Source organism: Acidaminococcus fermentans (genome assembly GCF_009696675.1).
GTDB lineage: Bacteria > Bacillota > Negativicutes > Acidaminococcales > Acidaminococcaceae > Acidaminococcus.
In genome coordinates this window covers 1-19905 of record NZ_VULN01000009.1, presented here as the reverse complement: position 1 = coordinate 19905, position 19905 = coordinate 1, and the positions used below count along the sequence as shown (strand labels likewise).

Here is a 19905-nt window from a genome sequence, read left to right as displayed (position 1 = left end):
CTCCTTCTCGCTCTGCCATGATCAGAATGGGATGTTGTCGAAGTCATCGCCGAAGGTGTCCATAGGGCCACTACTTCCCTGGCTGTTTTCCTTCTTGCGGCTCTCGATGAAGGTGATGTCCCGCACGGTGATGTAGGTGCTCTTTCTCTTTTCCCCATCCTTTTCGTAGCTGTGGGTCGTGATGTCCCCTTCCACCAGCAGCCGGTCACCCTTCTTCACGTACTGGGCGATGGCTTCCGCTTTCTTTTCCCAGGCCACGAAACTGGGGAAATCTGCCCGTTCGTTGCCATTGCGGTCCTTTCGCCGGTTGATGGCGCCCTGGAAGCTCAGGACACTCTTTCCGCTGCCTTTCGTCTTTCGCAGTTGTGGATCCGCAGTCAGCCGGATCAGCATTTTCACGTCACTCATTTCTTTTCCTCCTTCTCACGCCGCAGCCGGTTCACTTCTGCTGACAGCTGCCGGACCAGGTCCTGCAGTTCATCAATCTGTTCCGCCTGGTGGTGCTTTTCTTCCTTCAGCCGCCGGGTATGGTATTTCGACATCTTCAAAGCCTGCCCCAGCCTTGTAATCTCTTCCGCCTGCTCTGTATTCTCTCTCTGAAAAAAATCCAGATCGTAGGTCATTGTGCTGCTCCTTCCAGGATCCTGTCCACTTCTTCCCACTTGTCTGCGTGGTTCTTCCGCCCCCGGCGGCTTTTGCCCTTAAACACCACGGGCTTGCACACGTCCTTGATCCGGTCGTAGATCCGCTTGTACTTCATTTCGTCCGTCATCAGATCCTGGCCATTCAGGTTGCTGGTGATGATCATGGGCCGGTTGGCCTTCACCCGGGCATCGATGACCCGGAATGCCACTTCCAGGCTCTTCTTGTCTTCGTTCTCCACTCCCAAATCGTCGATGACCAAGAGCTCGCAGTTCCGGATCCGGTCCAGGGCGGTGGTCTTGTCGTCCCGGTTCCAGCTGCTCAGTTCCTGTACCAAAGTCGGGACACTTGTCATAAAGGCCGTCCGGTTCCGATGTTGCAGGTAGTTCACAATGCAACCGGCCAGGAAGGTCTTCCCCGTGCCGCAGTTGCCGTAAAACAGCAGCCCCGCATTCTGGGATTTCATCTCATCGAAATGCCTGGCATAAGCCGCAGCCAGACGGACGTTCTCTCCCTCCGGGTCGGCGTGTTTGAACGTCATTTCCTGCAGCTGGCTGGGGGCGAATCCGTAGGCCTGGATCTGCCGAATCCGGAAAGCATCCTGGCGGCGTTCCTGGTCCAGCTTTTCCTTCTCCCATTTGGCCTTTTCACAGTCGCACATCACGGGAACCAGTTTCACGGATCCGTCGAACCACTTCACGTAGCTCTCTTTCCGGTGATTGCACACGCCGCAGGTAATGCAGCCGTCTCCATCCAGGTAATCCCCCGGCATTTTCGTGGCCTTATGGCCGGCCAGCCGTTCCGCTGCTTCTCTTGCCTTTACCATGACTCAATCCCCTCCTCTCTCATTTCTGCTGCCATCTGGGCCGCATCCACCGTTGTCTTCCGTCGTGTAGTCGGCCCGCCTTTGGCTTTCCAGTTCTGCAGGATCTTCGTGATATACTTCAGACTCAGTGCGCCTGCCCCAATAGCCTGCCGGATAGCCAGCTGGGTCCAGTTTGCCCCGTAGGTATCCACCAGGTCTATAACCATGTCCTTTTCCACCGGTCCGCTGAACGGGTGGATGTTGTCCTGGAAGAGTTTTGCCACTTCTCCAAAATCAGGACAACGACAACGACTCTTTTTCTTGTTTTTCTCGTTCTCTATCTCTTCTCTTTTCTTCTCTTCTATGTATGTGGTCGCAATGCTGGTCGTGGTGCTGTCGGTTTGCTGGTCACTTTGCTGTCGGTTTGCTGGCTGTTTGCTGGTCGCTTTGCTGTCGGTTTGCTGGTCAGATTGCTTAACGTATTTTTCAGCAAAGGGAATAATGGTGTATTCCGATGACTGGTTTCCTTTCCGGACCCGGAAGGTTATTCTTCCCTGCTGCTGCAACTGGTTACGTGCCCGATGGATAGCAGGTATAGACAACCCGGCGGTTTTGACGCTCAACATGGAATTCGAGGCGTTGAACGTCAGCTTCCACCCCGCATCATTTGAAATCTTCAGAAGAGCCATCCAAAGAGCCAGGGCGGCAGGGCCGATATCAGCTGTCTCCATCCATCGATAAAAAGCGTTAAACTGTCCGATAAGACTGATCATGGAATTCACCTCCTTCCGTTCCTTTTCATGTCAAAGAGAATTGCCAGGATGGTGACTGCCGCAAGGAAAATCAGTAAAAGATCAAACCCCAGCAGCAGCCGCAGCCCCATGCTGGCCGTACTCATGATACTGCTGCCTTTGCCCCGGTATCATTGCCGCCGTCAAACGTCAGCACAGTCTGGGCACTCTTTCCCTTCAAGTACCGTTTGGCTTCCACGAGTGCCCGGGTTATATGCCGCTGGGCGGCATCCGGCAACTGTTCCATGGCATAGCTGGGCGTGATATACTCCTTTGCTTTTACGTGGTCGAAAAGGAGCTGTACCCTTATGGCCACACGTCCGCTCTCGCTTGCCTTGAGACCGGTTACGATGATCCGGTCCCCCAGTAGTTCGTTATCCAGCAGCCGCAACTGCATCATGTTCAGGAAGTCATTGCCCAGAGAGTCCATAGCCTTCACGAAATCCGGATGTGGCATCTGGCCGCGGATCCTGACCCCCTTCACCACTTTTTCCTTGCTTCCCACTTTCTCTGTATAACTGATGATAGGGTTCATGTCGCCCCATTTGATTTCCCCCACTGATACTACGTTTTCCATGTGCCTTTCCTCCTCAGTAATCAGTAACTCTTCGCCTGCAGGAATTTGTCGAACCCGTCGATGTTCACCAGAGTCAGGTGATCCATCTTGATCACATACTTCTTCCATTTCCTGGAGGCGTGCATTTCGTCACTCAGCCGCCGGGCCAGCGTTGCGCCAATGGAAAATGTTTTGCAAATTTCCGGAATTTTGGCATACATTTGCGCCGCCGGGACCGTTTCGGTGATTTTTACGTCCATGGTTCGCCCCTCCCAACATTGATCCCTATACCAGCACCCAGTCGACGAAGACCAGGAGGCTGATCATGGCCACCGTGAAGCCCAGGAAAAATCCTTTGGCTGCAGCCGGCCAGTTCATGAATCCTCCGATTGCCTGGCGGATCAGGATATAGATCAGCACCATCGGCAGCAGGATTCCATATTCCACAAAACGTTTCAGTGCCGCACGTTTCAACTCTTCCACCCCCCTACCACTCGAACATGGAGGCCGCCAGAAGCACCCCCGCAATGAATCCGGCAGGGCCAGGGTGATGACTGGTCCATCGGTCAATGATTGCCAGGATATATTTGCCCCACCAGATTACGGAGTCTACCCTATTCACGATTGTTTTCCCCTTTCTGCTTTCCAGATCTCCTTCTGGTATAATGGGTACGGAAGGAGGTGATATTGATGGTTGATATGAATCAGCTTTCCGGTTTGACTCAATTAAGCAGTTCACTGATGTCTAGCCCTCTTTATAGGGCCAGCATCGAACAGAGCCGCTATGAAAGTTACAAGAAAAAGCTGGATGCATACCATGCCAAAGAATTCGCTCTTACTCACGAACAGATTGATAAGGTCATTCGTTCCATCAAGTCAGGTAGAAATACTTATCAAGATATCCAAAACGTTCTCCCTTCAATGAATTCGCCCACCCTTTGCTCCTATCTGGTCGATGATTTCAAAAAAGATCCGAACGCTCCGGAAAGTCCTTTAAGCCCCATTTCTTTACTACAGGATTCCTTCCCAAAGCATTACTTTCAGCTTGTCCAGGTTCCAGAAGACTTTTATCCGCTCTATGAGTTCAAACCGACAGATGCTTTCGCTCTCTCTGTCTTGGGAGAGAACCGCTGGTATGAAATCAGAGAAGCCGATAAAAATAGATATCTCAACTATGTTTCAATTGTTCTGAGTGCGGTTGCGGCTATAGCTTCTGTAATATCCGTCCTACGTTAATGACAGTGCAGACAAGTGTGATGCCATCCAGGACCAGAATCAGCTTTGTTTCGAACGACAAAGCATTCCACATTCTTTGGAGTGCTTTTATTTTTTCACCCATTTCTACTTCTCTTTCTCTTTAAACAATGCCCATCCTGTCCAGACCAGCAGTCCAACGACTTCTGCCAGGAAAAAGTAAAGAAGCTTGACGTCCCATTGCTGGGTCATGATTGCGAAAAGATTGATTTCCAGCAGACAATAAATCAACAGGTCTGCATAGAATCTCTTTTTAGCCAGATTGCGCCGTTCTTCAAGTTGCCGCTTGAGATCGGCGTTTTCTTTTTCTAAAGGTTCAGTCCCCATTTTCTTCTTCCTTCCACTCTCTCCTTGTTGCGATAGGACAATGCCGGCTTACTTGCCCCACATATGGCGTTCCGCCTCCATCCTTAGCAAAGTCGTCGACGCATTTTAGGAGGCTGTGGATGGTCAGCGGTATGCCCCGTCTAGAGTAGTACGATCTGCCGCTCTCGATAAACCTGAAGATCATGCACTCGTTGCCTTCGTCCGGCGTCCATCGCAGATCTGCCAGGTAGGTTTTTCCCTTTACCTTGCAGCTTGCCTGGAACCAGAGCCCCGTAGATGTGTTTGGCTCATGGCCCAATTTGCGGCCCATGTTCTGGATTTCCTCCGGTACCTCCTCCCTGCCGTAGCTGACGTCTAAAATCTCAGCCCCGTGCAGAGTCTTTCCTTTGAGCCCATCAATCATTTTCCCTTTCTCTCCTTGTTTTTACCTCATATTTCTATTTTAGAAATTTCTCTTGTAAAAAAAATCAGCAGTATAAATCTTCGATCTTGCAGTCAAATGCCCGAGCTAAAACCGGGAGCATGTCCGCCCTGAACTTTCTCTCACCTTTTTCATAGTGAAAATACGCCGGCGCAGATTTAAAGCCGAGCAGTTCAGCCATATCCTGCATTGACAGGCCTTTTTCCTCTCTCTTCCTTTTGATGAATGGAAGATTAATTTTCATCTTATCTCCATCTCCCTTCATTTGCTCTTTCATTATAATATTTCTGTTTTGGAAATACAACAACTTTATTGCTATTTTGTAAAGAAGCTCCTTTTTCCGTTTTATCAATGCTATAATGTAAACGTATTAACAATATAGAAATATGGAGGTGTGTTATGAATATTGGTGACAGGATTGCTGAACTGCGCGAACAATCTGGAATGAAGCAATATGAACTTGCTCAAAAGGCTAACATGAACCCGGCCGTTCTAAACCGAATTGAAACCGGAAAACGTCCCGCCCGTGATGATGAAATCAAAGCTCTTGCACATATTTTCCATGTTTCTACGGACTATCTTCTTGGAAACTCAGATTCTGGGTACTATACCGATCCTGAAACCGCCCGGCTTGCCCAAGAGCTCCACGATAATCCGGAATACAAGGCCATGTTTGATGCCACCCGGGGTCTCTCCCCCGAAGCGGTTAAAGAAGTCATGAACTTTATTAGATACCAAAAAGCCAAGGAAGGCGGCGAGAACAATGGATGAACGGCCCCGTGCTGTGCTGTATGATTTGCCCCTGGGAGTGCGGGAGATGGTCTGTGAATCGGACGACGGATCTACTGTGGTGCTGCTGAACTCTCGGTACAATCGGGAAACAAACCAGGCGTCCTACCTCCATGCGCTATCTCATGTGAGGAATGGGGATCTGGACAAGGAATTGGATGTGGGACAAGTAGAAAAGGAAAGGCATTCCAAATAATGTAGTGACACCAATAATTTTCAGATTTATGAGAATCTGAAGTTTTATGTGAAGAATAGAGATTGAAAGGACGTGTTAGTATGAGAAATTTATTAGAAAACATAGATGAAAAACGCTATAAATCAGCTATGGCTGCCGAATTAACCCCATTAAGTATTGACACTTCAACCAAAAGTGGAAGATTTGTCGGCAGCACTGGTGAAATTTATGACACCACTTTATGTAGTTGTACCTGCATGGACTTTGAATTTAATAATGAGACGCTTGCTTGCAAGCACATACTCCGTTTGGCAATGGAACTTAATTTGATACCAAATGACGGAATGGTCTCAGATGTACAAAAGGCCTATGCAAAATATTATCTTGGTGTGCTTAAAACATTTGCGAAAACAGCGCCATTAATGGAAGCAATGCGTTTAACTTTCATAACTCTGGATCTATTGAAATCTTCTGGCTATTCCTGTCAAAATGACATTCTGTCATTCGCTGGGGTGCCTGATTTGCTTAACTCTGGCCTTTTTGAGTTAACGAAAAAAGAAAAAATTAAAATAAAAAAGAATTATAAAAAGGATTTCAGTTCCATTCGAAAAGCAGTGGAGGCTCGAGTTGGCGAATTTATTATAGAAAACATCGATTATAAGCCGTTATTCGATGTGTTAAAGGATATGACAAAGGAGAAACTCGATGCCCATCTATAAAAAGCCTTCCGGTTTTTGCTAAGAACAAAAAAAGCCACTTTTCTGCTCTTAACAAACAGTAAGAACAGAAAATGACTTTTTCCTACACTTAGAATCTGAAAGGAACTATTTTCTTTGGAATATACCTTTTCCTACAGAGAAAAGAATGGGTCTATGAGAAGGAAGTTTTGAGGACAAAAAATACCCGGCCACAAAGGCCGGGTAACAAATGCGCTCAGAGATCAAGCTTGATTTGCTGAGGTGCCCTTTTCAGTTCCAGGACACTTGTGATGATATAGTCAGAAGAAAGCTTTCCGTTCTTCACTGCCTGATGGACATAGTAACGGATCCGCAGCATATCACCCTTCCGGAAAGACAGCTCTCCTTTGTCAACTTTCTGAAGAAAATCCTTATCTTCGATGGATGCCCAGAAGGAATTTGTTCCATCGGACAGCCGCCATTTCCCCAGGTCGAAGTTTACGGAGATGATCCTGGCCAGCATATCCTGTTCTGCGGTATCGGATTCTATATCACCTTCGTCAGCCGCAGGAGGAGCCTTGAAAAGTTCTGTTTCCCTCTTGTCGATTTGCAGCAGGGTCTGTTCCTGATTGTTCCGGTCCGGGTCCCGCAGTTCGAATCCATCGATTCCCTCTTGTTTCACAGGCTCGATGACCTTTTCTACGCTGACCCGGCAATCTACATTCAGGAAAACCTTGATGGTGTTCGGGTCGGTCTGGATGGTCTCTCCATCAGCCAGAGTGATTTCTCCCCTGGGGGCGTCGATGCTTTTGATCTTGCGGCCATGGATTTTTTTAATCAGCCAGAAAATCCCTTTGCCGGCCGCAGTGCCCCACCCCAGGACCGTAAGCAGATCCGTCAGGCCGGTTTCCTGGGCAGTCGACATGAAAAGTTTTACTTGCTGCAGGATATCCAGATTCAGGAGGAACGTAATGTCAAAAGAGCCTTTGTGAAGGCTGTCCTGATTAAGCATGACCTTGACCGGATTTGTGCCGCCAATGGCACGATAAGCACTTTCAACCAGTTCTGTAAAGGCCAGCAGTGCCGGTGCCAGGTCTTTTACGGGCATGGCGCCATCATTCAGGCCAGGGCCCGTATAGGCAATCCTCGCCTTTTCAATCGTGCTCATACTTGTACCTCTCCTCCCTTTGATTTGTTTTATTATACCATGAAATACCCTGAAACCATCACATAAGAATACGAAATGTAAGGAGGTAATACCATGTGGATGGAAAAAAATAAAACAGGTTATGTGTTCCGCGAGACTTATGTGGATCACCTGACCGGCAAGAGGCACAAGGTATCTGTAACGATGCCCACCGGGTCCCGAACGGCCCAAAAGGCCGCCAGGGAAAAGCTGGACCAGCTGATCGCCGAAAAGCAGGCCGCAGAGGCCCCCACGAAACTGTTTGAACTGATTGACGACTACATGGCTGCGCAGCGCCCATTCGTAAAGCCGACCACCTATAAGAACTATGTGACGGTTCGGTCGAAACTGCTGCAGTTCTTCCCGCCGGATACCCTGGTGGGAAAGCTGACACCGGCCATGATACAGAAGGTCCTGGACGAAATCGTGCTGAAAAACAGCGTGGTCTATGCCGGAAAAATCCTGACCCTGGTGCGCCGCAGCCTAGACCGTGCCTATAAGCTGGGCATCCTCCACTCCATGGAGTTAGTGAACCGGGTAGAGATCAAACGGCCGCCCAAAACCATCCAGGCAGTAGAGAGTCAGCGGGAAAAGTACCTGGACCAAACAGAGCTGAAACAGGTCCTGGCCGCGCTGCGGAAGCTGTCCCCCCTGGTGGCCGATGCCTGTGAACTGCAGTCAAGGACGGGGCTCCGGTTCGGAGAACTGGCGGCGCTGCGAGATGAAGACTATGAGGGGGATTCCATCTATGTGAATGGTACCTTACAGTGGGGCCTGGGCAAAGGAGAACAGCCCGTAAGGGGCACGCCCAAGAATGTGTACTCTATCCGCCACGTGGCACTGGATCGCCGTTCCAGGGAGATTTTGGACTACTACATGCTCAAGAACAAACGCCGCCGGGCCTGGTACCCCACCGCCCACGATGCGGCCGGAGAACACTGGATTTTCTGCACCAGGGAGGGCGGCCCCCTGGACATTACTTTCGTCAACCACATGCTCAAGAAAATCAAGTTCCCTAAAAAGCTGACCACCCACATCTTCCGGCACACCCACATTTCCCTATTGGCAGAGCAGGGCGTACCCCTCAAGGCAATCATGCAGCGCGTTGGGCATAATGATCCTACCACTACCATGGCCATCTACACCCACGTGACTGAGGACATGGCCGACCAGGCCGTGAAAGCCCTGGATGCCCTGAAGTAACAGGACCCGGAAAGCCGCACCGGGGCTTCTTTTGCGGCTCCTTGTTCCCTATTTTTTACAAGAAAAAAGGCCCCATCTGCTCCGATAGGGAACAAATGGGGAATATGGTGCAATATGAAGCGATATAAAACGATAACAAAAGAGAACCAGAAACACGGGATTTCCCAGTGTGGAAGCGGTTCCACGTACTGTTTCATATCGCCTTGTGTTGTCTAGTTCTCTGCAAAATCGATGGCAGGAGTACTAGGATTCGAACCCAGATCGACGGTTTTGGAGACCGTTGCTCTACCATTGAACTATACTCCTATGGAGCGGAAAACGAGATTCGAACTCGCGACCCCCACCTTGGCAAGGTGATGCTCTACCACTGAGCTACTTCCGCATTGGCGACCCAGGACGGACTCGAACCGACGATCTCCGCCGTGACAGGGCGGCATTCTAACCAACTGAACTACTGGGCCGTTGTCGCTTTGCTTTCCAGCGCCGCTGACTTGTTTAGTATACGATAGATAGGGATTTTTGTCAACAGTTTTTTGAAAAAAGTGGTCAACGGTCAGCTGACCGTTGACCGAGGGTGTGTTTTTTTCACACCCCTTTTTACTCTCTCAATTCCCCTTCGAACCGTTCCTGGACTTTCTTCACCACCTGGTTGATGATGTCGTTGATTTCCTTGTCCTGGAGGGTCCGGGTAAGATCCTGGAAGGTCAGGCTGAAGGCCACGCTCTTGCAGCCGTTCTTCACCTGCTTGCCGCTGTACACGTCGAACAGCCGCACATCCTTCAGCAGCGGGCCGGCCTGGGTGCGGATTTCCGCCATCAGGTCAACGGCGCTGACGGTCTGGGGCACCACCACGGCAATATCCCGGCTGGTGCTGGGGAACTGGGGAATATGGGTGAACTGGGGAATCCGTTCCGCCCCCTCCACGAAGCTGCTCAGATCCAGTTCCAGCACGAAGGTTTCCGCGCTGAGGCCGAACCGGTCCTGCACCTGGGGATGGAGGGCCCCCATGAAGCCTACGGCCTTCCCGTCATGGAGCACGGTGCAGCTCTTGCCGGGATGGAGGAACTTCTCTTCCGGCTTGGCGTAAGTCACGCCGCTGGCCTGGAGCACTTCCAGCACCAGTTCCAGGTCCCCTTTCAGGTCGAAGAAGTCCACCGCGTCCTTGCTTTCGGTCCAGTTCAGTTCATTCCGTTTGCCAGCCAGCACCACACACAGACGGGTCTTTTCCGCAGGCTGTTCTGTCAGGGGCAGAGCCTTGGGCAGGAACACCCGGCCCACTTCGAACAGGGCCACCCGGTCGTTCTGCCGGGCCAGGTTGTAGGCGGCGGTATTCAGCAGGCTGGGCACCAGAGTGGTGCGCATGGTGCGGAAATCGTCGCTGATGGGGTTGATGATCTGGATGGCCTGCCGGCGGCTGTCGTCGGCGCCCAGTCCCAGTTTGTCAAAGTCCCCGGCGTTGATGAAGGTGTAGGTCATCACTTCGTCCAGACCCGCATCCGCCAGGCAGTTCCGTACCTTGTCCTTCACGTCCTCGATGGGAGCCTGGCCGCCCCGGGCCATATCCAGCTGGGGCAGGGTGGACGGGATCTTGTCGTAGCCGTACATCCGGGCCACTTCTTCGGACAGGTCCGCATCGCAAGTGCAGTCGTTCCGCCAGGTGGGCACGGTGACCAGCCAGCTGCCGTCGGCCTGGGGTTCCACATCGAACCGGAGCCCTTCCAGGATGGAACGCATCTCTGCATCGGTAATTTCTTCCGTGCCGATCCGCCGGCGCAGGGCTTCCGGCAGGGCCTTGATCTTCACCGGTTCCTGGGGTACCGGGTAGTCTTCCACCACACCGGCTACGGCCTTGCAGGCCCCCATTTCTTCCAGCAGGTGCACAGCCCGGTTCAGGGCATCGTGGTCCCGGATGGTATCCACCCCCCGTTCGAACCGCTGGGAAGCTTCACTGCGCAGGCCCAGGTCCTTGGAGGTGTGCCGGATGCTGGGGCCGTAGAAGGTGGCGGATTCCAGCATCACGTTCACGGTCTTGCCGGTGACTTCCGTAGCCAGGCCGCCCATGACGCCCCCCAGACCAATGGCTTTTTCCGGGTCGGCGATGACGATCATGTTGGGATTCAGGTCCCGTTTCTGGCCGTCCAGGGTCACCAGGGTCTCCCCTTCCTGGGCCCGGCGGACGATCCAGGCATGGTCCGCCACCGTGTCATAGTCGTAGGCATGCATGGGCTGGCCCAGTTCCATCATCACATAGTTGGTCACGTCCACCACGTTGTTGATGGGACGGATGTTCACAGCCCGGAGCAGTTTCTGCATCCATTCAGGAGATTCCGTCACCTGGATGTCCTTCACCATCCGCATGGCGAACCGGGTGCACAGGTCTTTGCACTGGATTTCCACCTTGGCACAGTCGGCTGCGCTGCCGGCCGCTTCGTCCCGGGTGGCCAGTTTGGGCAGACGCAGGCTCTGTCCCAGCACCGCGGCAGTTTCCCGGGCCAGGCCCAGCATGTTGAAGCAGTCGCTGCGGTTGGCGGTCAGGTCGATATCCAGCACCACATCATCCAGCCCCAGCAGTTCCTTCACGTCCACCCCGATGGGAGTGTTTTCCGGCAGGATGAAGATCCCGTCCCGCTGTTCCGGCAGCAGCAGTTTGGCATCGATGCCCAGTTCCCCGGCGCTGCACAGCATGCCGTTGGAATCCAGGCCCCGCATCTTGGCGGCCTTCAGGGTCATGCCGCCGGGCAGATGGGAGCCCACCACGGCCACCGGTACCATATCCCCCTGATGCACGTTCTGGGCCCCGGTGAGGATCTGGACCAGTTCCCCCTGCCCCAGGTCCATCTGGCAGATCCACAGATGGTCAGAATTGGGATGCCGTTCGATCTGGGCCACCTTCCCGGTGATGACCCCTTCCAGGCCTTCGCCCAGATGGATCACCTGTTCCACTTCCAGGCCCACCCGGGTCAGTTTGTCCGCCAGCACTTCCGGCGTTACGGGAATATCCACATATTGTTTCAACCAATTAATAGAAGCTAACATTGTCCTTTGCCTCCCACTCAGAATTGACGGATGAACCGCAGGTCATTTTCGAAGAACAGACGGAGATCGTCGATGCCGTACCGCAGCATGGCAATCCGTTCCACGCCCATCCCGAAGGCAAAGCCCTTCATTTTGTCCGGATCGTAGCCGCTCATCCGCAGCACGTTGGGATGCACCATCCCGGCCCCCAGGATTTCCAGCCAGCCGGAGTTCTTGCACACCCGGCAGCCCTTGCCCCCGCACATGACGCAGCTGATATCCACTTCGCAGGAGGGTTCCGTGAAGGGGAAGAAGCTGGGCCGCAGCCGGATCTTCACGCTGTCCCCGAACATCTCCTTGCAGAACAGTTCCAGGGTCCCTTTCAGGTCCGCCAGGGAAATATCCTTGTCCACCACCAGGCCTTCCACCTGATGGAACATGGGAGAATGGGTGGCATCGTAGTCGTTCCGGTACACGGTGCCCGGGCAGATCATCCGGATGGGGGTGTTGGGTTCCCGGCTCTGCATGGTACGGGCCTGCACCCCGGAAGTCTGGGTCCGGAGCAGGATGTCATCGGTGATGTAGAAGGTATCCTGCATATCCCGGGCCGGATGGTCCTTGGGCAGGTTCAGGGCTTCAAAGTTGAAATAGTCCGTTTCGATTTCCGGGCCTTCCACCACTTCGAACCCCATGCGCATGAACACTTTCTTGATGTCCCGCAGGGTCTGGGTCACCGGATGGAGATGGCCCAGGGCCGGTTTCCGTCCCGGCAGGGTGAAATCCAGGGTTTCACTGGCCAGTTTTTCTTCAATCTGATGGGCTTCCAGCAGCTTCATCTGTTCGTTGATCCGCTGTTCCATCTTGGCCCGGACTTCGTTGACCATTTTGCCGATCTTCGGCCGTTCTTCCGCCGCCACGTCTCCCAGGCTCCGGAGAATGGAGGTCAGGGCCCCCTTCTTGCCCAGGTACTGGACCCGGATGTTCTTCAGATCTTCCACACTTTTGACTTGACTGAGATCCTTCTGGATCTTCTCCCGCAGTTCCTGCAGTTTATCGCTCATGTTCACGCCTCCTAAAAAAATAGAACCTCCGTCCCCACAAGGGGCGAAGGTTCGCGGTACCACCCTATTTTTTCACTCATCTGGCCGATAACGCTGCCGGCGCCGGACCTACTCCGTTCAGTCCGGTTGCTCCCAGGTGAACTTCCCCATCTCTTTCCGTACGGGGCTCCCACCTGCTCCCCACTCTCTGTGACCTCCGGAAATGCGTACTCTCCTGTTCATGGCAAGGTATGGAATTGAATGGAACCATTATAGCACAGTTGAAGGAAGGGGGCAAGGGCTGTATAATAGTAGATACATTGCCACGAATCGGAGGAAAAATCATGGAACAACTGGAATCCATTGTAAAATCCATCCGGGAGAACCTGACCGGGAACTCCCAGAAAGACATCAAATACCTGCAGGGGTGCATGGAACTGTACCGGGACCACCCTCTCCACCGGGAAATCGCCCGGTTCTGCAGCCAGCTGCTGTACAAGCTGATGCCGGAGGAAAGCCGCCAGCATTTTGCAGACATGTTCAGCCAGGCTTTCGACAAATTCCGGGCTCATCTGGAAGAAGCCCGGAAGCTGACCGCTGCCCGGGATTTTGACAAGGCCCGGGAGCTGCTGGCCCCCCATATCCAGGAAGCGGAACATTCCGCCCTGTTCCAGCCGGATTCGGAAGTGGAATTCCGGTCCTTTGCAGAGCCCATGGAAATGGTGCTGTTCCAGCAGTTTTACCAGCCGAAAAAGAACGTCCAGCAGGCCCCCTTCCCCTTCCACCTGCTGTATCTGGTCCAGGGGGAACTGGAACTGGCCCAGGGGAACCTGAAAAACGCCCGGAAGGCCCTGGAAAAAGGGCTCCGGTGGGATCCGGCCAGCGCCCCGGTGCGGGCGGCCTATCTGGCGGTGCTGAAGGATGAGGCCGACTGGGAAAGCTTCGGCCGGGTGAACCGGGAAGCGTTCCGTGAGGCCTTCCGTCCTGCTGACCTGGCCCGGTGCTACCGGAACCAGGGAGCCCTGCTGCTCCATAAGGAAGACTGGCAGGGAGCCCGGTACGCCTATCTCATGAGCCTGAACTTCCAGGATTCGGAAGAAGCCAAAAAACAGCTCCAGACCCTGGCGGAAAACCAGAAGCTGGACGGGAAACCGGCCACCCGGGAAGAACTGGCCGCCTTCGCCCAGAAGGAAGCCATCCCCCTGGGCCCCAATCCGGAAGTCCTCCGGCTGGCCGCCGGAGGAGCCCAGGCCTGTCACAAAGCCGGCCGGGAAAAAGAAGCGGAATACTACCTGGGCCTGATCCGGCCCTTCCTGACGGAAAAGGATATGGAAGAGCTGAAGAAAAAGTTGGGATATTAAAAAAAGGTGCCTCCGGGCACCTTTTTTTGTCAATGGTCACTGGATCGTCCAGAGACCATTGACCATTGACAGCCCGTTACCCCATCCTGATGATCCTCTGCCCTTCCATCATCCGGGAGAACCGGTGGGAGATGCTGAGGACGCTGCGGCCCTGGGCAGCCCTTTCCAGGGCTTTCAGTACTTTTTCTTCCGTCTGGCTGTCCAGGTTGGCAGTGATTTCGTCCAAGAGCAGCAGCCGGGGTTCTTTGGCCACGGCCCGGACAATGTTCAGCAGCTGGAGTTCTCCCTGGGAGAACAGTCCGTCCGCCATGGGGGTGTCCTTCCCCTGGGGCAGCCGGTCCACCGCCTCCTGCAGGCCCACCAGTTCCAGGGCCCGGTCCGTCTGGTCCGCAGTCACCGACCCATCTCCCAGGGTCACCTGGTCCCCTACGGTACCGGGTACCGGAGAAAATTCCTGTTCCACGCAGCCGTACAGGCTCCGTTTCTCCTCTTCCGGCAGGCTCCCGGCCCGGTACCCCATCAGGGCCACCGTCCCCTGCTGGGGGCCGTACAGCCCCAGGAGCAGCTTGAACAGGGTGCTTTTGCCGCAGCCGCTGGGCCCCATAAGGATCACCTGTTCCCCCGGCTCCAGGCTGCAGGAAAAGTCCTTCAAAATGGGTCGGGCCGGGTCATACCCGAAGGTCACATGGGAAAAAGCCACTGCCTTGTCCCGGATTCCTTCCGGCAAAGGGTCCCGGCTCACAGAAGTCCGCTCCTCTTCGTCCAGGAATTCCCCGATATGCTGGATCCCGGCCATGGCGCTCTGGATGCTCTGGATTTCCATGCCGATGCTCTCCAGGGGCCCGAAGATTTTCCCCACGTAAGCAATCACCGCAACGGCGGACCCTACGGAAAGGCCGAAGAGATCCGCCCAGGCGGGCCCCAGGGCCGCCCCCACCATGATCACCGCCACCACTGCCGCCTGGGTCACCAGGATAATGGGAGAATAGATCCCGTCGAACACATTGGCCCGGTTGATGGCCCGGAAGCTGTCGGTGATCAGGGTATCGTACCGGTCTTCCATATACTGTTCCTTCCCCAGGGAATGGATGGTCCGGATGTTCCGGATGGTTTCCGGCACATGGCTGTTCACCCGTCCGATGGCCCGGCGGTTTTCCCGCTGGGCGGCCAGGGTCCCCTTCTGGAAGTGCCGGGTGAGCCCAAACAGCAGGGGCAGCAAAAGGCACAGGATCCAGAACAGCCCCTGGCTCCGGCTCCACAGGATCCACAGAATCCCCAGCAGCTTGCAGGCATCCGCCAGCATCCCCACGATCCCGTCAGAATACAGGGCATCGATGGTGTCCCCGTCGTTGACAAAAATGGACGTGGTCTGGCCGCTGGGATGGCCGGTGAAGTACCGGGCCGGCAGCCGGTCCAGTTTGGCGCACAGGGTGGACCGGAGACCGTGGGTCACCTTCTGTCCGAACAGGGTAATGGCCCCGTTCTGGGCGGTTTCGCAGCAGTCCGACAGCACCGTAAGGCCGATGTACAAGAGGCCCAGCTGCCAGGGAATCCCCCGTCCTTCCGTCAGGCTGTTCACCGCCCGTTCCAGCACCAGGGGCGGCAAAAGGGAGGTGAACACAGAAAGGACCACCAGCACCGCCACCAGAGCCCCGGACCGGGGATGGGCCCGGAGGGTTCCCTTCACGCTTTCCCAAACAGGATTCTTCCTATTCATCCAGATCCACCCCTTCCTGCTGAAGCTTTACCAGCCGGGCATAGCCGGGCTCCTGCTCCATGAGTTTTGCATGGGTCCCGAAGATCCCCCGTCCCCCTTCCAGGAACAGGACCCCGGTAAATTCCGGGAAATGGGTAAGCCGATGGGAAATCAAAAGGATCACCCGGTCCGGGAAAGCCCGGCGGATGTTCTCCAGGATCTTTGTTTCCCCTTTCCGGTCCACTGCCGCAAAAGGATCGTCCAGCACCAGCACCGACCGGGCATGGGCCAGGGTCCGGGCCAGGGCGATCCGGGCCTGCTGCCCGCCGGAAAGCCGGGTGCCTTCGCTGCCCACCGGAGTATCCACTCCCTGGGGCATGGCCGCCACCTCTTCTGCCAGATTGGTCATGGCCAGGTATTTTTCCACATCCACCGGGTCTCCCAGGGCAATGTTCTCCCCAATGGAAGTGCTGAGGAGCTCCGGATCGTGGCCCAGATAGGAAACAAGGCTCCGGCGCCGTTCCCGGTCCAAGGTATGGAAATCCTCCCCATGGCACAGCAGGGTCCCGGTCCAGGGCACTTCATCCAGGAACACCTTCCCCAGAAGGCTCTTTCCGCAGGCCACCGGTCCCGTAATGCCGATAATGTCCCCGGGATGAGCGGCAAAAGAAATCCCGGAAAGGCCTTCCTCCTGGCCCGGATAATGGCAGGCCAGGTCCCGGACTTCCAGATCCGCCGGTTCCACCGGCTCCAGTGGCTGTTCATCCTCTTCCGGAGCCGCCTGCTGGAGCAGGGGCTTGATCCGCTGCCAGGAAACCTGGGCCTTCTGGACCGCATTGAATAGTTTGGCCGCATGGCTGGTCTTTACCGCCAGTTTGGTGAAGCAAGCCAAAAAGGTGGTGAAACTGGCAATGTTCCACAGTTCCCACCCGGTACCCTGGACGTTCTTCGCCCCGAACCAGAAGATCATCCCGGTGCCTGCCATGGCAATGGCATCGTACAAAGGCCCCAGGGCCCCTTCAAAGATGTTGGCCCGGGCGCTGGCCTTTTCGTAGGCGGTCAGCTGGTTTTCGTAGGCGGCATCCCGGTTCTGTTCCTGGCCGTAGATCCGGTAGGTCAGGGCATGGCTCACCCGGTCCAGGGTCAGGGTGTTCAGCCGGGCTTCCGTGGCCTTGTAGACCCCGTTGGCCTGGGCCACCTGCTTTTTCAGCCGGTTGGCGATCCAGTAGGCCGCCGGGGTGAAGCTGCAGGCCAGCAGGGTCAGCCGCCAGTCGTAGGCCAGCAGCAGGCTCAGGTACACCACCATCACCACCCCGGTGTCGAACACTTCCGTGGTGAATTTCCGCATCCCTTCCGCACAGGCATCCACGTCCCCCATGGCCTTGGTCATCAGGTTCCCCAGGTTTTCCTGCTGCAGCTGCCGGGCTTCCAGGCGCACCAGACTGTGGTACAGGGTATGGCGCATGGTCCGGCTCACCCGGTTGGCAAACAGCCGGACGCTGTAACGCTTCCCGGCCCGGGACAACTGGACCAGGAAGATCACCCCCACATACAAAGCTGCCAGACGGACCATATCCCCGGCAGTGGCTTTGCCCTGGAAAATGTCGTAAAGGCACTGGGCCAGCTGGCCTTCGAAATAGGGCCCCGCCCCCATGCCCAGGTTGTACAGGATGCCGGTGACCGTCACCACCAGCAGGACGGCCTTTTCCTGTCCAAAATAGGAAAGGATCCGATCCGGCCGCTCCACCTCCCGGATTCTGCCTTCAAACATAAAAAAACCGCCCCCCAGTGCTGTCGTTGTATCTTTATAGTATACAGCACTGGAAGGCGGGGAAAATTAAACTTTTTAAAAAAGAAGTCAGATGTCAGCTTGACCCGCGATAAACAGAACGGTCCTGCATCTGGCGGGCCTCCCGGCGTGAGGCCCCTACGGCACCGAAATGAGAAGTTGGACCCACTCCGTCCCGCTCTTCACTCTGCACTCTGCACTCTTCACTCTGCACTTGTTCCCAACGTACAAAACTGACGTCTGACGTCTCAAGGCCCGTCAGGGCCGAATCTGACTTCTTCTCTTCCTCACTCCGCCTGATGCACGTGGATCTCCCGGATCACTCCCTGCCTTACCTTGAAGGCCAGGGTGGTGGTTTTGTTGGCATGGTATTCATAGATGGTTTCGTCCAGCCGGGCGTGGTTCTTCTGGTTGTCCTCTTCCGGGATCTTGGGAGATTCGTACTCTTTGGTCCAGACGGCGTCCGCCTGGCCGTACACATCGTTCAGCACCGTTTCCCCCATCCCTGGCTGGACCCCGTCCACTGTGGCATCTTCCCGGTTGGAAGTTTTGATGTCCGTCAGCACATAGGGCATTTCCGGGCTGAAATGGACCAAAAACAGAGTCCGGGAAGGATAGGAATATTCCATGGTTCCCCGGCCGTATTTCACCGACAGGGGCGCCCCCAGCACCTCTTCCACCTGGCTCTGGGAAATGCCGGTACGCACCCCCGCCACCCCGGCCTGGCTTGGGTAGATGGAACAACTGATGGTAATATTCCCCAAGTTGGACATGATCTCCGGTTCCCGGGCCAGAGCCGTTCCCCCAACCGCCAGAGAAAGCAGCAAACACCCGGCCAAAAGCCCCCGGGTGATCCGTCGTTTTTTCAGCACCATGGTTAAACACCTCCTGAAATGTGGTTCATTGTTGGTCATTTATCGTTGGTCGTTTTGGATAAAATTTGCAGGCAAATTTTAGGGAAATGCATACCGATACCGTAGGGGCGGCAGGCCCGGCCGCCCGTCTCCGAAGGATCCAACAAAAAATTCCAGAAACGGAACTGCCGAAAAATCCGTTCCTGTGACCGTAAAATCGAGCGTTCGATCCCAACGGCGTAGGGGCGAGCCGAAGGCCCGCCCTTCCCGGCCTGGGGTTTGGCAGGTTCCCCCCAGCGGCTAGTGGCTGCCAGAGACTGCCCCTGGGCCTACTCCCTCCCATCCAACCTCTTCAGCTGCAGAGTAACGATATTGCCGAAATCACACTGGTCGGCCACCAGGTCGCAGGCCACATGCCGCTTCCCTTCCGGATCCATTTCATCGATGAACTTCAGAGCATCCCCTTCACTCTTCCATTCCCCGTCAATGGCCACCGGCCCCAGGAGACAGGCGGTGAACACAATGGTCCCCTGGTTGTCCTCGTCCCCCTCCTGGTAAATGACCTGATCCAACGGCTGCGCCTGAGGGTCCAGCTTTTTCAGCACCCCATCGAGCCCCGCCAGGGCCTTGTCGATTTTTTCCATAAAAGGCCGTGCCGCCTCCGGGCTCATCCGGAACTCATAAAAATCCGGTCCCTGGCAGAAATTCACGTACCCATAAACCGCCGTCTCCACCGTACCAAAATCCATATCCTCCGCAAGCACAAAGCTCATGATCCCTACCTCCTTTTCTTTTCCTGGTTCCAGTATACCAAAAGAGGTGGGAGAATTTGGGGACAGAATGTCGTTCATCGTTTCGGATGCCAGATGCTCACGCATCTGCCTTTGAACGTGAAACCCGCAGGCCGGGAAGGGCTCCCCTGCGGGGAGCCCCTACGTCGTCGCTGTCGGGCGGCCGTGAACAACGGGGTTCTCCGAAATCCCCGTCCAACTGACCGTACAAACAACATCCCGACCCCAACGCCGTAGGGGCGAGCCGAAGGCCCGCCCGTCCGTGGCCTGCGGGGCTTTTCGCTCTTTTCCGGATTCCTCCAGCCTTTTTAAGTATAACAAAATTATCTGATTTTTCAACATAAAAAAAAGGGGGCTGTTGCACGTTATGTGCAACACCCCGGCCTCGTGAGCCGCATAGCGGCTCGAAAGGTGTCAAGGCTTTTAGACACATCGAACCGAGACACCTCGTTAACTTACTAATTGCTGGTATTTTTCATTCGGAGTTAAATAATCAATACTCGAATGAATACGGTTTGCATTGTAATCGATTA

At 54.9% G+C, this 19905-nt stretch carries 23 protein-coding genes, 3 tRNA genes and 1 other annotated feature; of the genes, 6 read left to right on the top strand and 20 right to left on the bottom strand.

Features of this window, described 5'->3' with window-relative positions:
• Positions 1-21 precede the first annotated feature (21 nt).
• The 7 genes from FX155_RS07030 to FX155_RS07000 form a co-directional block, all read right to left on the bottom strand.
• Entirely contained in the window at positions 22-408 is a 387-nt protein-coding gene (locus FX155_RS07030) for a single-stranded DNA-binding protein (protein ID WP_154488209.1), read from the bottom strand.
• Positions 405-623 carry a hypothetical protein gene (locus tag FX155_RS07025; protein WP_154488208.1) on the bottom strand — a complete coding sequence of 73 codons (219 nt, stop codon included), beginning with the start codon at positions 621-623 and terminating at the stop codon, positions 405-407. The genes FX155_RS07030 and FX155_RS07025 overlap by 4 nt, the downstream gene beginning before the upstream one ends.
• Positions 620-1468: an AFG1/ZapE family ATPase gene (zapE, locus tag FX155_RS07020; protein WP_154488207.1), complete on the bottom strand. Its 849-nt coding sequence runs from the start codon at positions 1466-1468 to the stop codon at positions 620-622. Before zapE ends, FX155_RS07025 begins: the two co-directional genes overlap by 4 nt.
• Positions 1462-2220 carry a DnaD domain protein gene (locus tag FX155_RS07015; protein ID WP_154488206.1) on the bottom strand — a complete coding sequence of 253 codons (759 nt, stop codon included), beginning with the start codon at positions 2218-2220 and terminating at the stop codon, positions 1462-1464. The genes zapE and FX155_RS07015 overlap by 7 nt, the downstream gene beginning before the upstream one ends.
• A 121-nt stretch (positions 2221-2341) precedes the next feature.
• On the bottom strand, positions 2342-2815 hold the full coding sequence (locus FX155_RS07010; protein WP_154488205.1) for a hypothetical protein: 474 nt from the start codon (positions 2813-2815) through the stop codon (positions 2342-2344).
• A gap of 20 nt (positions 2816-2835) precedes the next feature.
• Positions 2836-3054 carry a hypothetical protein gene (locus tag FX155_RS07005; RefSeq protein ID WP_154488204.1) on the bottom strand — a complete coding sequence of 73 codons (219 nt, stop codon included), beginning with the start codon at positions 3052-3054 and terminating at the stop codon, positions 2836-2838.
• 25 nt (positions 3055-3079) lie between these two features.
• Positions 3080-3268, bottom strand: a complete 189-nt coding sequence (locus tag FX155_RS07000) for a hypothetical protein (RefSeq protein ID WP_154488203.1) — start codon at positions 3266-3268, stop codon at positions 3080-3082.
• A gap of 216 nt (positions 3269-3484) precedes the next feature.
• Here FX155_RS07000 and FX155_RS06995 point away from each other — a divergent pair, with 216 nt between their 5' ends.
• A complete protein-coding gene (locus tag FX155_RS06995; protein ID WP_154488202.1) occupies positions 3485-4030 on the top strand; it encodes a hypothetical protein in 546 nt (181 codons plus the stop codon).
• Between the two features lie 105 nt (positions 4031-4135).
• Here the strand turns inward: FX155_RS06995 and FX155_RS06990 are convergent, their stop codons facing one another.
• From FX155_RS06990 to FX155_RS06980, 3 genes are all read right to left on the bottom strand, one after another.
• Positions 4136-4375, bottom strand: coding sequence for a hypothetical protein (locus FX155_RS06990; RefSeq protein WP_154488201.1), 240 nt, complete (start codon positions 4373-4375; stop codon positions 4136-4138).
• On the bottom strand, positions 4365-4778 hold the full coding sequence (locus FX155_RS06985) for a hypothetical protein (protein ID WP_154488200.1): 414 nt from the start codon (positions 4776-4778) through the stop codon (positions 4365-4367). The genes FX155_RS06990 and FX155_RS06985 overlap by 11 nt, the downstream gene beginning before the upstream one ends.
• Before the next feature lie 64 nt (positions 4779-4842).
• Positions 4843-5073, bottom strand: coding sequence for a helix-turn-helix domain-containing protein (locus FX155_RS06980; protein WP_154488199.1), 231 nt, complete (start codon positions 5071-5073; stop codon positions 4843-4845).
• Between the two features lie 122 nt (positions 5074-5195).
• Here FX155_RS06980 and FX155_RS06975 point away from each other — a divergent pair, with 122 nt between their 5' ends.
• From FX155_RS06975 to FX155_RS06965, 3 genes are all read left to right on the top strand, one after another.
• Entirely contained in the window at positions 5196-5567 is a 372-nt protein-coding gene (locus tag FX155_RS06975; RefSeq protein WP_154488198.1) for a helix-turn-helix domain-containing protein, read from the top strand.
• The gene (locus FX155_RS06970) at positions 5560-5781 is read left to right on the top strand and encodes a hypothetical protein (RefSeq protein WP_105326138.1); all 222 of its coding nucleotides are present in this window, start codon (positions 5560-5562) and stop codon (positions 5779-5781) included. The genes FX155_RS06975 and FX155_RS06970 overlap by 8 nt, the downstream gene beginning before the upstream one ends.
• Positions 5782-5861: 80 nt before the next feature.
• Positions 5862-6479 carry a hypothetical protein gene (locus FX155_RS06965; protein ID WP_154488197.1) on the top strand — a complete coding sequence of 206 codons (618 nt, stop codon included), beginning with the start codon at positions 5862-5864 and terminating at the stop codon, positions 6477-6479.
• A gap of 214 nt (positions 6480-6693) precedes the next feature.
• Here the strand turns inward: FX155_RS06965 and FX155_RS06960 are convergent, their stop codons facing one another.
• Complete coding sequence (locus tag FX155_RS06960; protein ID WP_154488196.1) at positions 6694-7605, bottom strand: hypothetical protein; 912 nt, start codon at positions 7603-7605, stop codon at positions 6694-6696.
• A 93-nt stretch (positions 7606-7698) separates the two neighbouring features.
• On the opposite strand from FX155_RS06960, the gene FX155_RS06955 reads away from it, so the two are divergent.
• Positions 7699-8826 carry a tyrosine-type recombinase/integrase gene (locus FX155_RS06955; RefSeq protein ID WP_154488195.1) on the top strand — a complete coding sequence of 376 codons (1128 nt, stop codon included), beginning with the start codon at positions 7699-7701 and terminating at the stop codon, positions 8824-8826.
• A 232-nt stretch (positions 8827-9058) separates the two neighbouring features.
• Here FX155_RS06955 and FX155_RS06950 read toward each other — a convergent pair.
• From FX155_RS06950 to pheS, 5 genes are all read right to left on the bottom strand, one after another.
• A tRNA-Trp gene (locus FX155_RS06950) sits at positions 9059-9132 on the bottom strand.
• A gap of 1 nt (position 9133) precedes the next feature.
• Positions 9134-9208 (bottom strand) — tRNA-Gly (locus tag FX155_RS06945).
• A 2-nt stretch (positions 9209-9210) separates the two neighbouring features.
• Positions 9211-9287, bottom strand: a tRNA-Asp gene (locus tag FX155_RS06940).
• Between the two features lie 136 nt (positions 9288-9423).
• On the bottom strand, positions 9424-11862 hold the full coding sequence (pheT, locus tag FX155_RS06935; protein WP_154488194.1) for a phenylalanine--tRNA ligase subunit beta: 2439 nt from the start codon (positions 11860-11862) through the stop codon (positions 9424-9426).
• 17 nt (positions 11863-11879) lie between these two features.
• Positions 11880-12902, bottom strand: a complete 1023-nt coding sequence (gene pheS, locus FX155_RS06930) for a phenylalanine--tRNA ligase subunit alpha (protein WP_154488193.1) — start codon at positions 12900-12902, stop codon at positions 11880-11882.
• A 36-nt stretch (positions 12903-12938) separates the two neighbouring features.
• Positions 12939-13133, bottom strand: a binding site (T-box leader).
• Positions 13134-13225: 92 nt separating this feature from the next.
• Between pheS and FX155_RS06925 the strand changes: the two genes are divergently transcribed.
• The gene (locus FX155_RS06925; RefSeq protein WP_022487560.1) at positions 13226-14242 is read left to right on the top strand and encodes a hypothetical protein; all 1017 of its coding nucleotides are present in this window, start codon (positions 13226-13228) and stop codon (positions 14240-14242) included.
• 76 nt (positions 14243-14318) lie between these two features.
• Here the strand turns inward: FX155_RS06925 and FX155_RS06920 are convergent, their stop codons facing one another.
• The 4 genes from FX155_RS06920 to FX155_RS06905 form a co-directional block, all read right to left on the bottom strand.
• Positions 14319-15959 carry an ABC transporter ATP-binding protein gene (locus tag FX155_RS06920; RefSeq protein ID WP_154488192.1) on the bottom strand — a complete coding sequence of 547 codons (1641 nt, stop codon included), beginning with the start codon at positions 15957-15959 and terminating at the stop codon, positions 14319-14321.
• Positions 15952-17709 (bottom strand): ABC transporter ATP-binding protein, encoded by a 1758-nt coding sequence (locus tag FX155_RS06915; RefSeq protein ID WP_154488191.1) that lies wholly within the window; start codon positions 17707-17709, stop codon positions 15952-15954. The genes FX155_RS06920 and FX155_RS06915 overlap by 8 nt, the downstream gene beginning before the upstream one ends.
• Before the next feature lie 305 nt (positions 17710-18014).
• Entirely contained in the window at positions 18015-18602 is a 588-nt protein-coding gene (locus tag FX155_RS06910) for a hypothetical protein (protein ID WP_154488190.1), read from the bottom strand.
• A 308-nt stretch (positions 18603-18910) separates the two neighbouring features.
• On the bottom strand, positions 18911-19354 hold the full coding sequence (locus FX155_RS06905; RefSeq protein WP_022488013.1) for a hypothetical protein: 444 nt from the start codon (positions 19352-19354) through the stop codon (positions 18911-18913).
• Between the last annotated feature and the right edge of the window lie 551 nt (positions 19355-19905).

Coding starts and splice junctions, on each gene's coding strand:
- FX155_RS07030 (WP_154488209.1), bottom strand. CDS start 408: ATGAGTGACGTGAAAATGCTGATCCGGCTGACTGCGGATCCACAACTG.
- FX155_RS07025 (WP_154488208.1), bottom strand. CDS start 623: ATGACCTACGATCTGGATTTTTTTCAGAGAGAGAATACAGAGCAGGCG.
- zapE (WP_154488207.1), bottom strand. CDS start 1,468: ATGGTAAAGGCAAGAGAAGCAGCGGAACGGCTGGCCGGCCATAAGGCC.
- FX155_RS07015 (WP_154488206.1), bottom strand. CDS start 2,220: ATGATCAGTCTTATCGGACAGTTTAACGCTTTTTATCGATGGATGGAG.
- FX155_RS07010 (WP_154488205.1), bottom strand. CDS start 2,815: ATGGAAAACGTAGTATCAGTGGGGGAAATCAAATGGGGCGACATGAAC.
- FX155_RS07005 (WP_154488204.1), bottom strand. CDS start 3,054: ATGGACGTAAAAATCACCGAAACGGTCCCGGCGGCGCAAATGTATGCC.
- FX155_RS06995 (WP_154488202.1), top strand. CDS start 3,485: ATGGTTGATATGAATCAGCTTTCCGGTTTGACTCAATTAAGCAGTTCA.
- FX155_RS06990 (WP_154488201.1), bottom strand. CDS start 4,375: ATGGGGACTGAACCTTTAGAAAAAGAAAACGCCGATCTCAAGCGGCAA.
- FX155_RS06985 (WP_154488200.1), bottom strand. CDS start 4,778: ATGATTGATGGGCTCAAAGGAAAGACTCTGCACGGGGCTGAGATTTTA.
- FX155_RS06980 (WP_154488199.1), bottom strand. CDS start 5,073: ATGAAAGAGCAAATGAAGGGAGATGGAGATAAGATGAAAATTAATCTT.
- FX155_RS06975 (WP_154488198.1), top strand. CDS start 5,196: ATGAATATTGGTGACAGGATTGCTGAACTGCGCGAACAATCTGGAATG.
- FX155_RS06970 (WP_105326138.1), top strand. CDS start 5,560: ATGGATGAACGGCCCCGTGCTGTGCTGTATGATTTGCCCCTGGGAGTG.
- FX155_RS06965 (WP_154488197.1), top strand. CDS start 5,862: ATGAGAAATTTATTAGAAAACATAGATGAAAAACGCTATAAATCAGCT.
- FX155_RS06960 (WP_154488196.1), bottom strand. CDS start 7,605: ATGAGCACGATTGAAAAGGCGAGGATTGCCTATACGGGCCCTGGCCTG.
- FX155_RS06955 (WP_154488195.1), top strand. CDS start 7,699: ATGTGGATGGAAAAAAATAAAACAGGTTATGTGTTCCGCGAGACTTAT.
- pheT (WP_154488194.1), bottom strand. CDS start 11,862: ATGTTAGCTTCTATTAATTGGTTGAAACAATATGTGGATATTCCCGTA.
- pheS (WP_154488193.1), bottom strand. CDS start 12,902: ATGAGCGATAAACTGCAGGAACTGCGGGAGAAGATCCAGAAGGATCTC.
- FX155_RS06925 (WP_022487560.1), top strand. CDS start 13,226: ATGGAACAACTGGAATCCATTGTAAAATCCATCCGGGAGAACCTGACC.
- FX155_RS06920 (WP_154488192.1), bottom strand. CDS start 15,959: ATGAATAGGAAGAATCCTGTTTGGGAAAGCGTGAAGGGAACCCTCCGG.
- FX155_RS06915 (WP_154488191.1), bottom strand. CDS start 17,709: ATGTTTGAAGGCAGAATCCGGGAGGTGGAGCGGCCGGATCGGATCCTT.
- FX155_RS06910 (WP_154488190.1), bottom strand. CDS start 18,602: ATGGTGCTGAAAAAACGACGGATCACCCGGGGGCTTTTGGCCGGGTGT.
- FX155_RS06905 (WP_022488013.1), bottom strand. CDS start 19,354: ATGAGCTTTGTGCTTGCGGAGGATATGGATTTTGGTACGGTGGAGACG.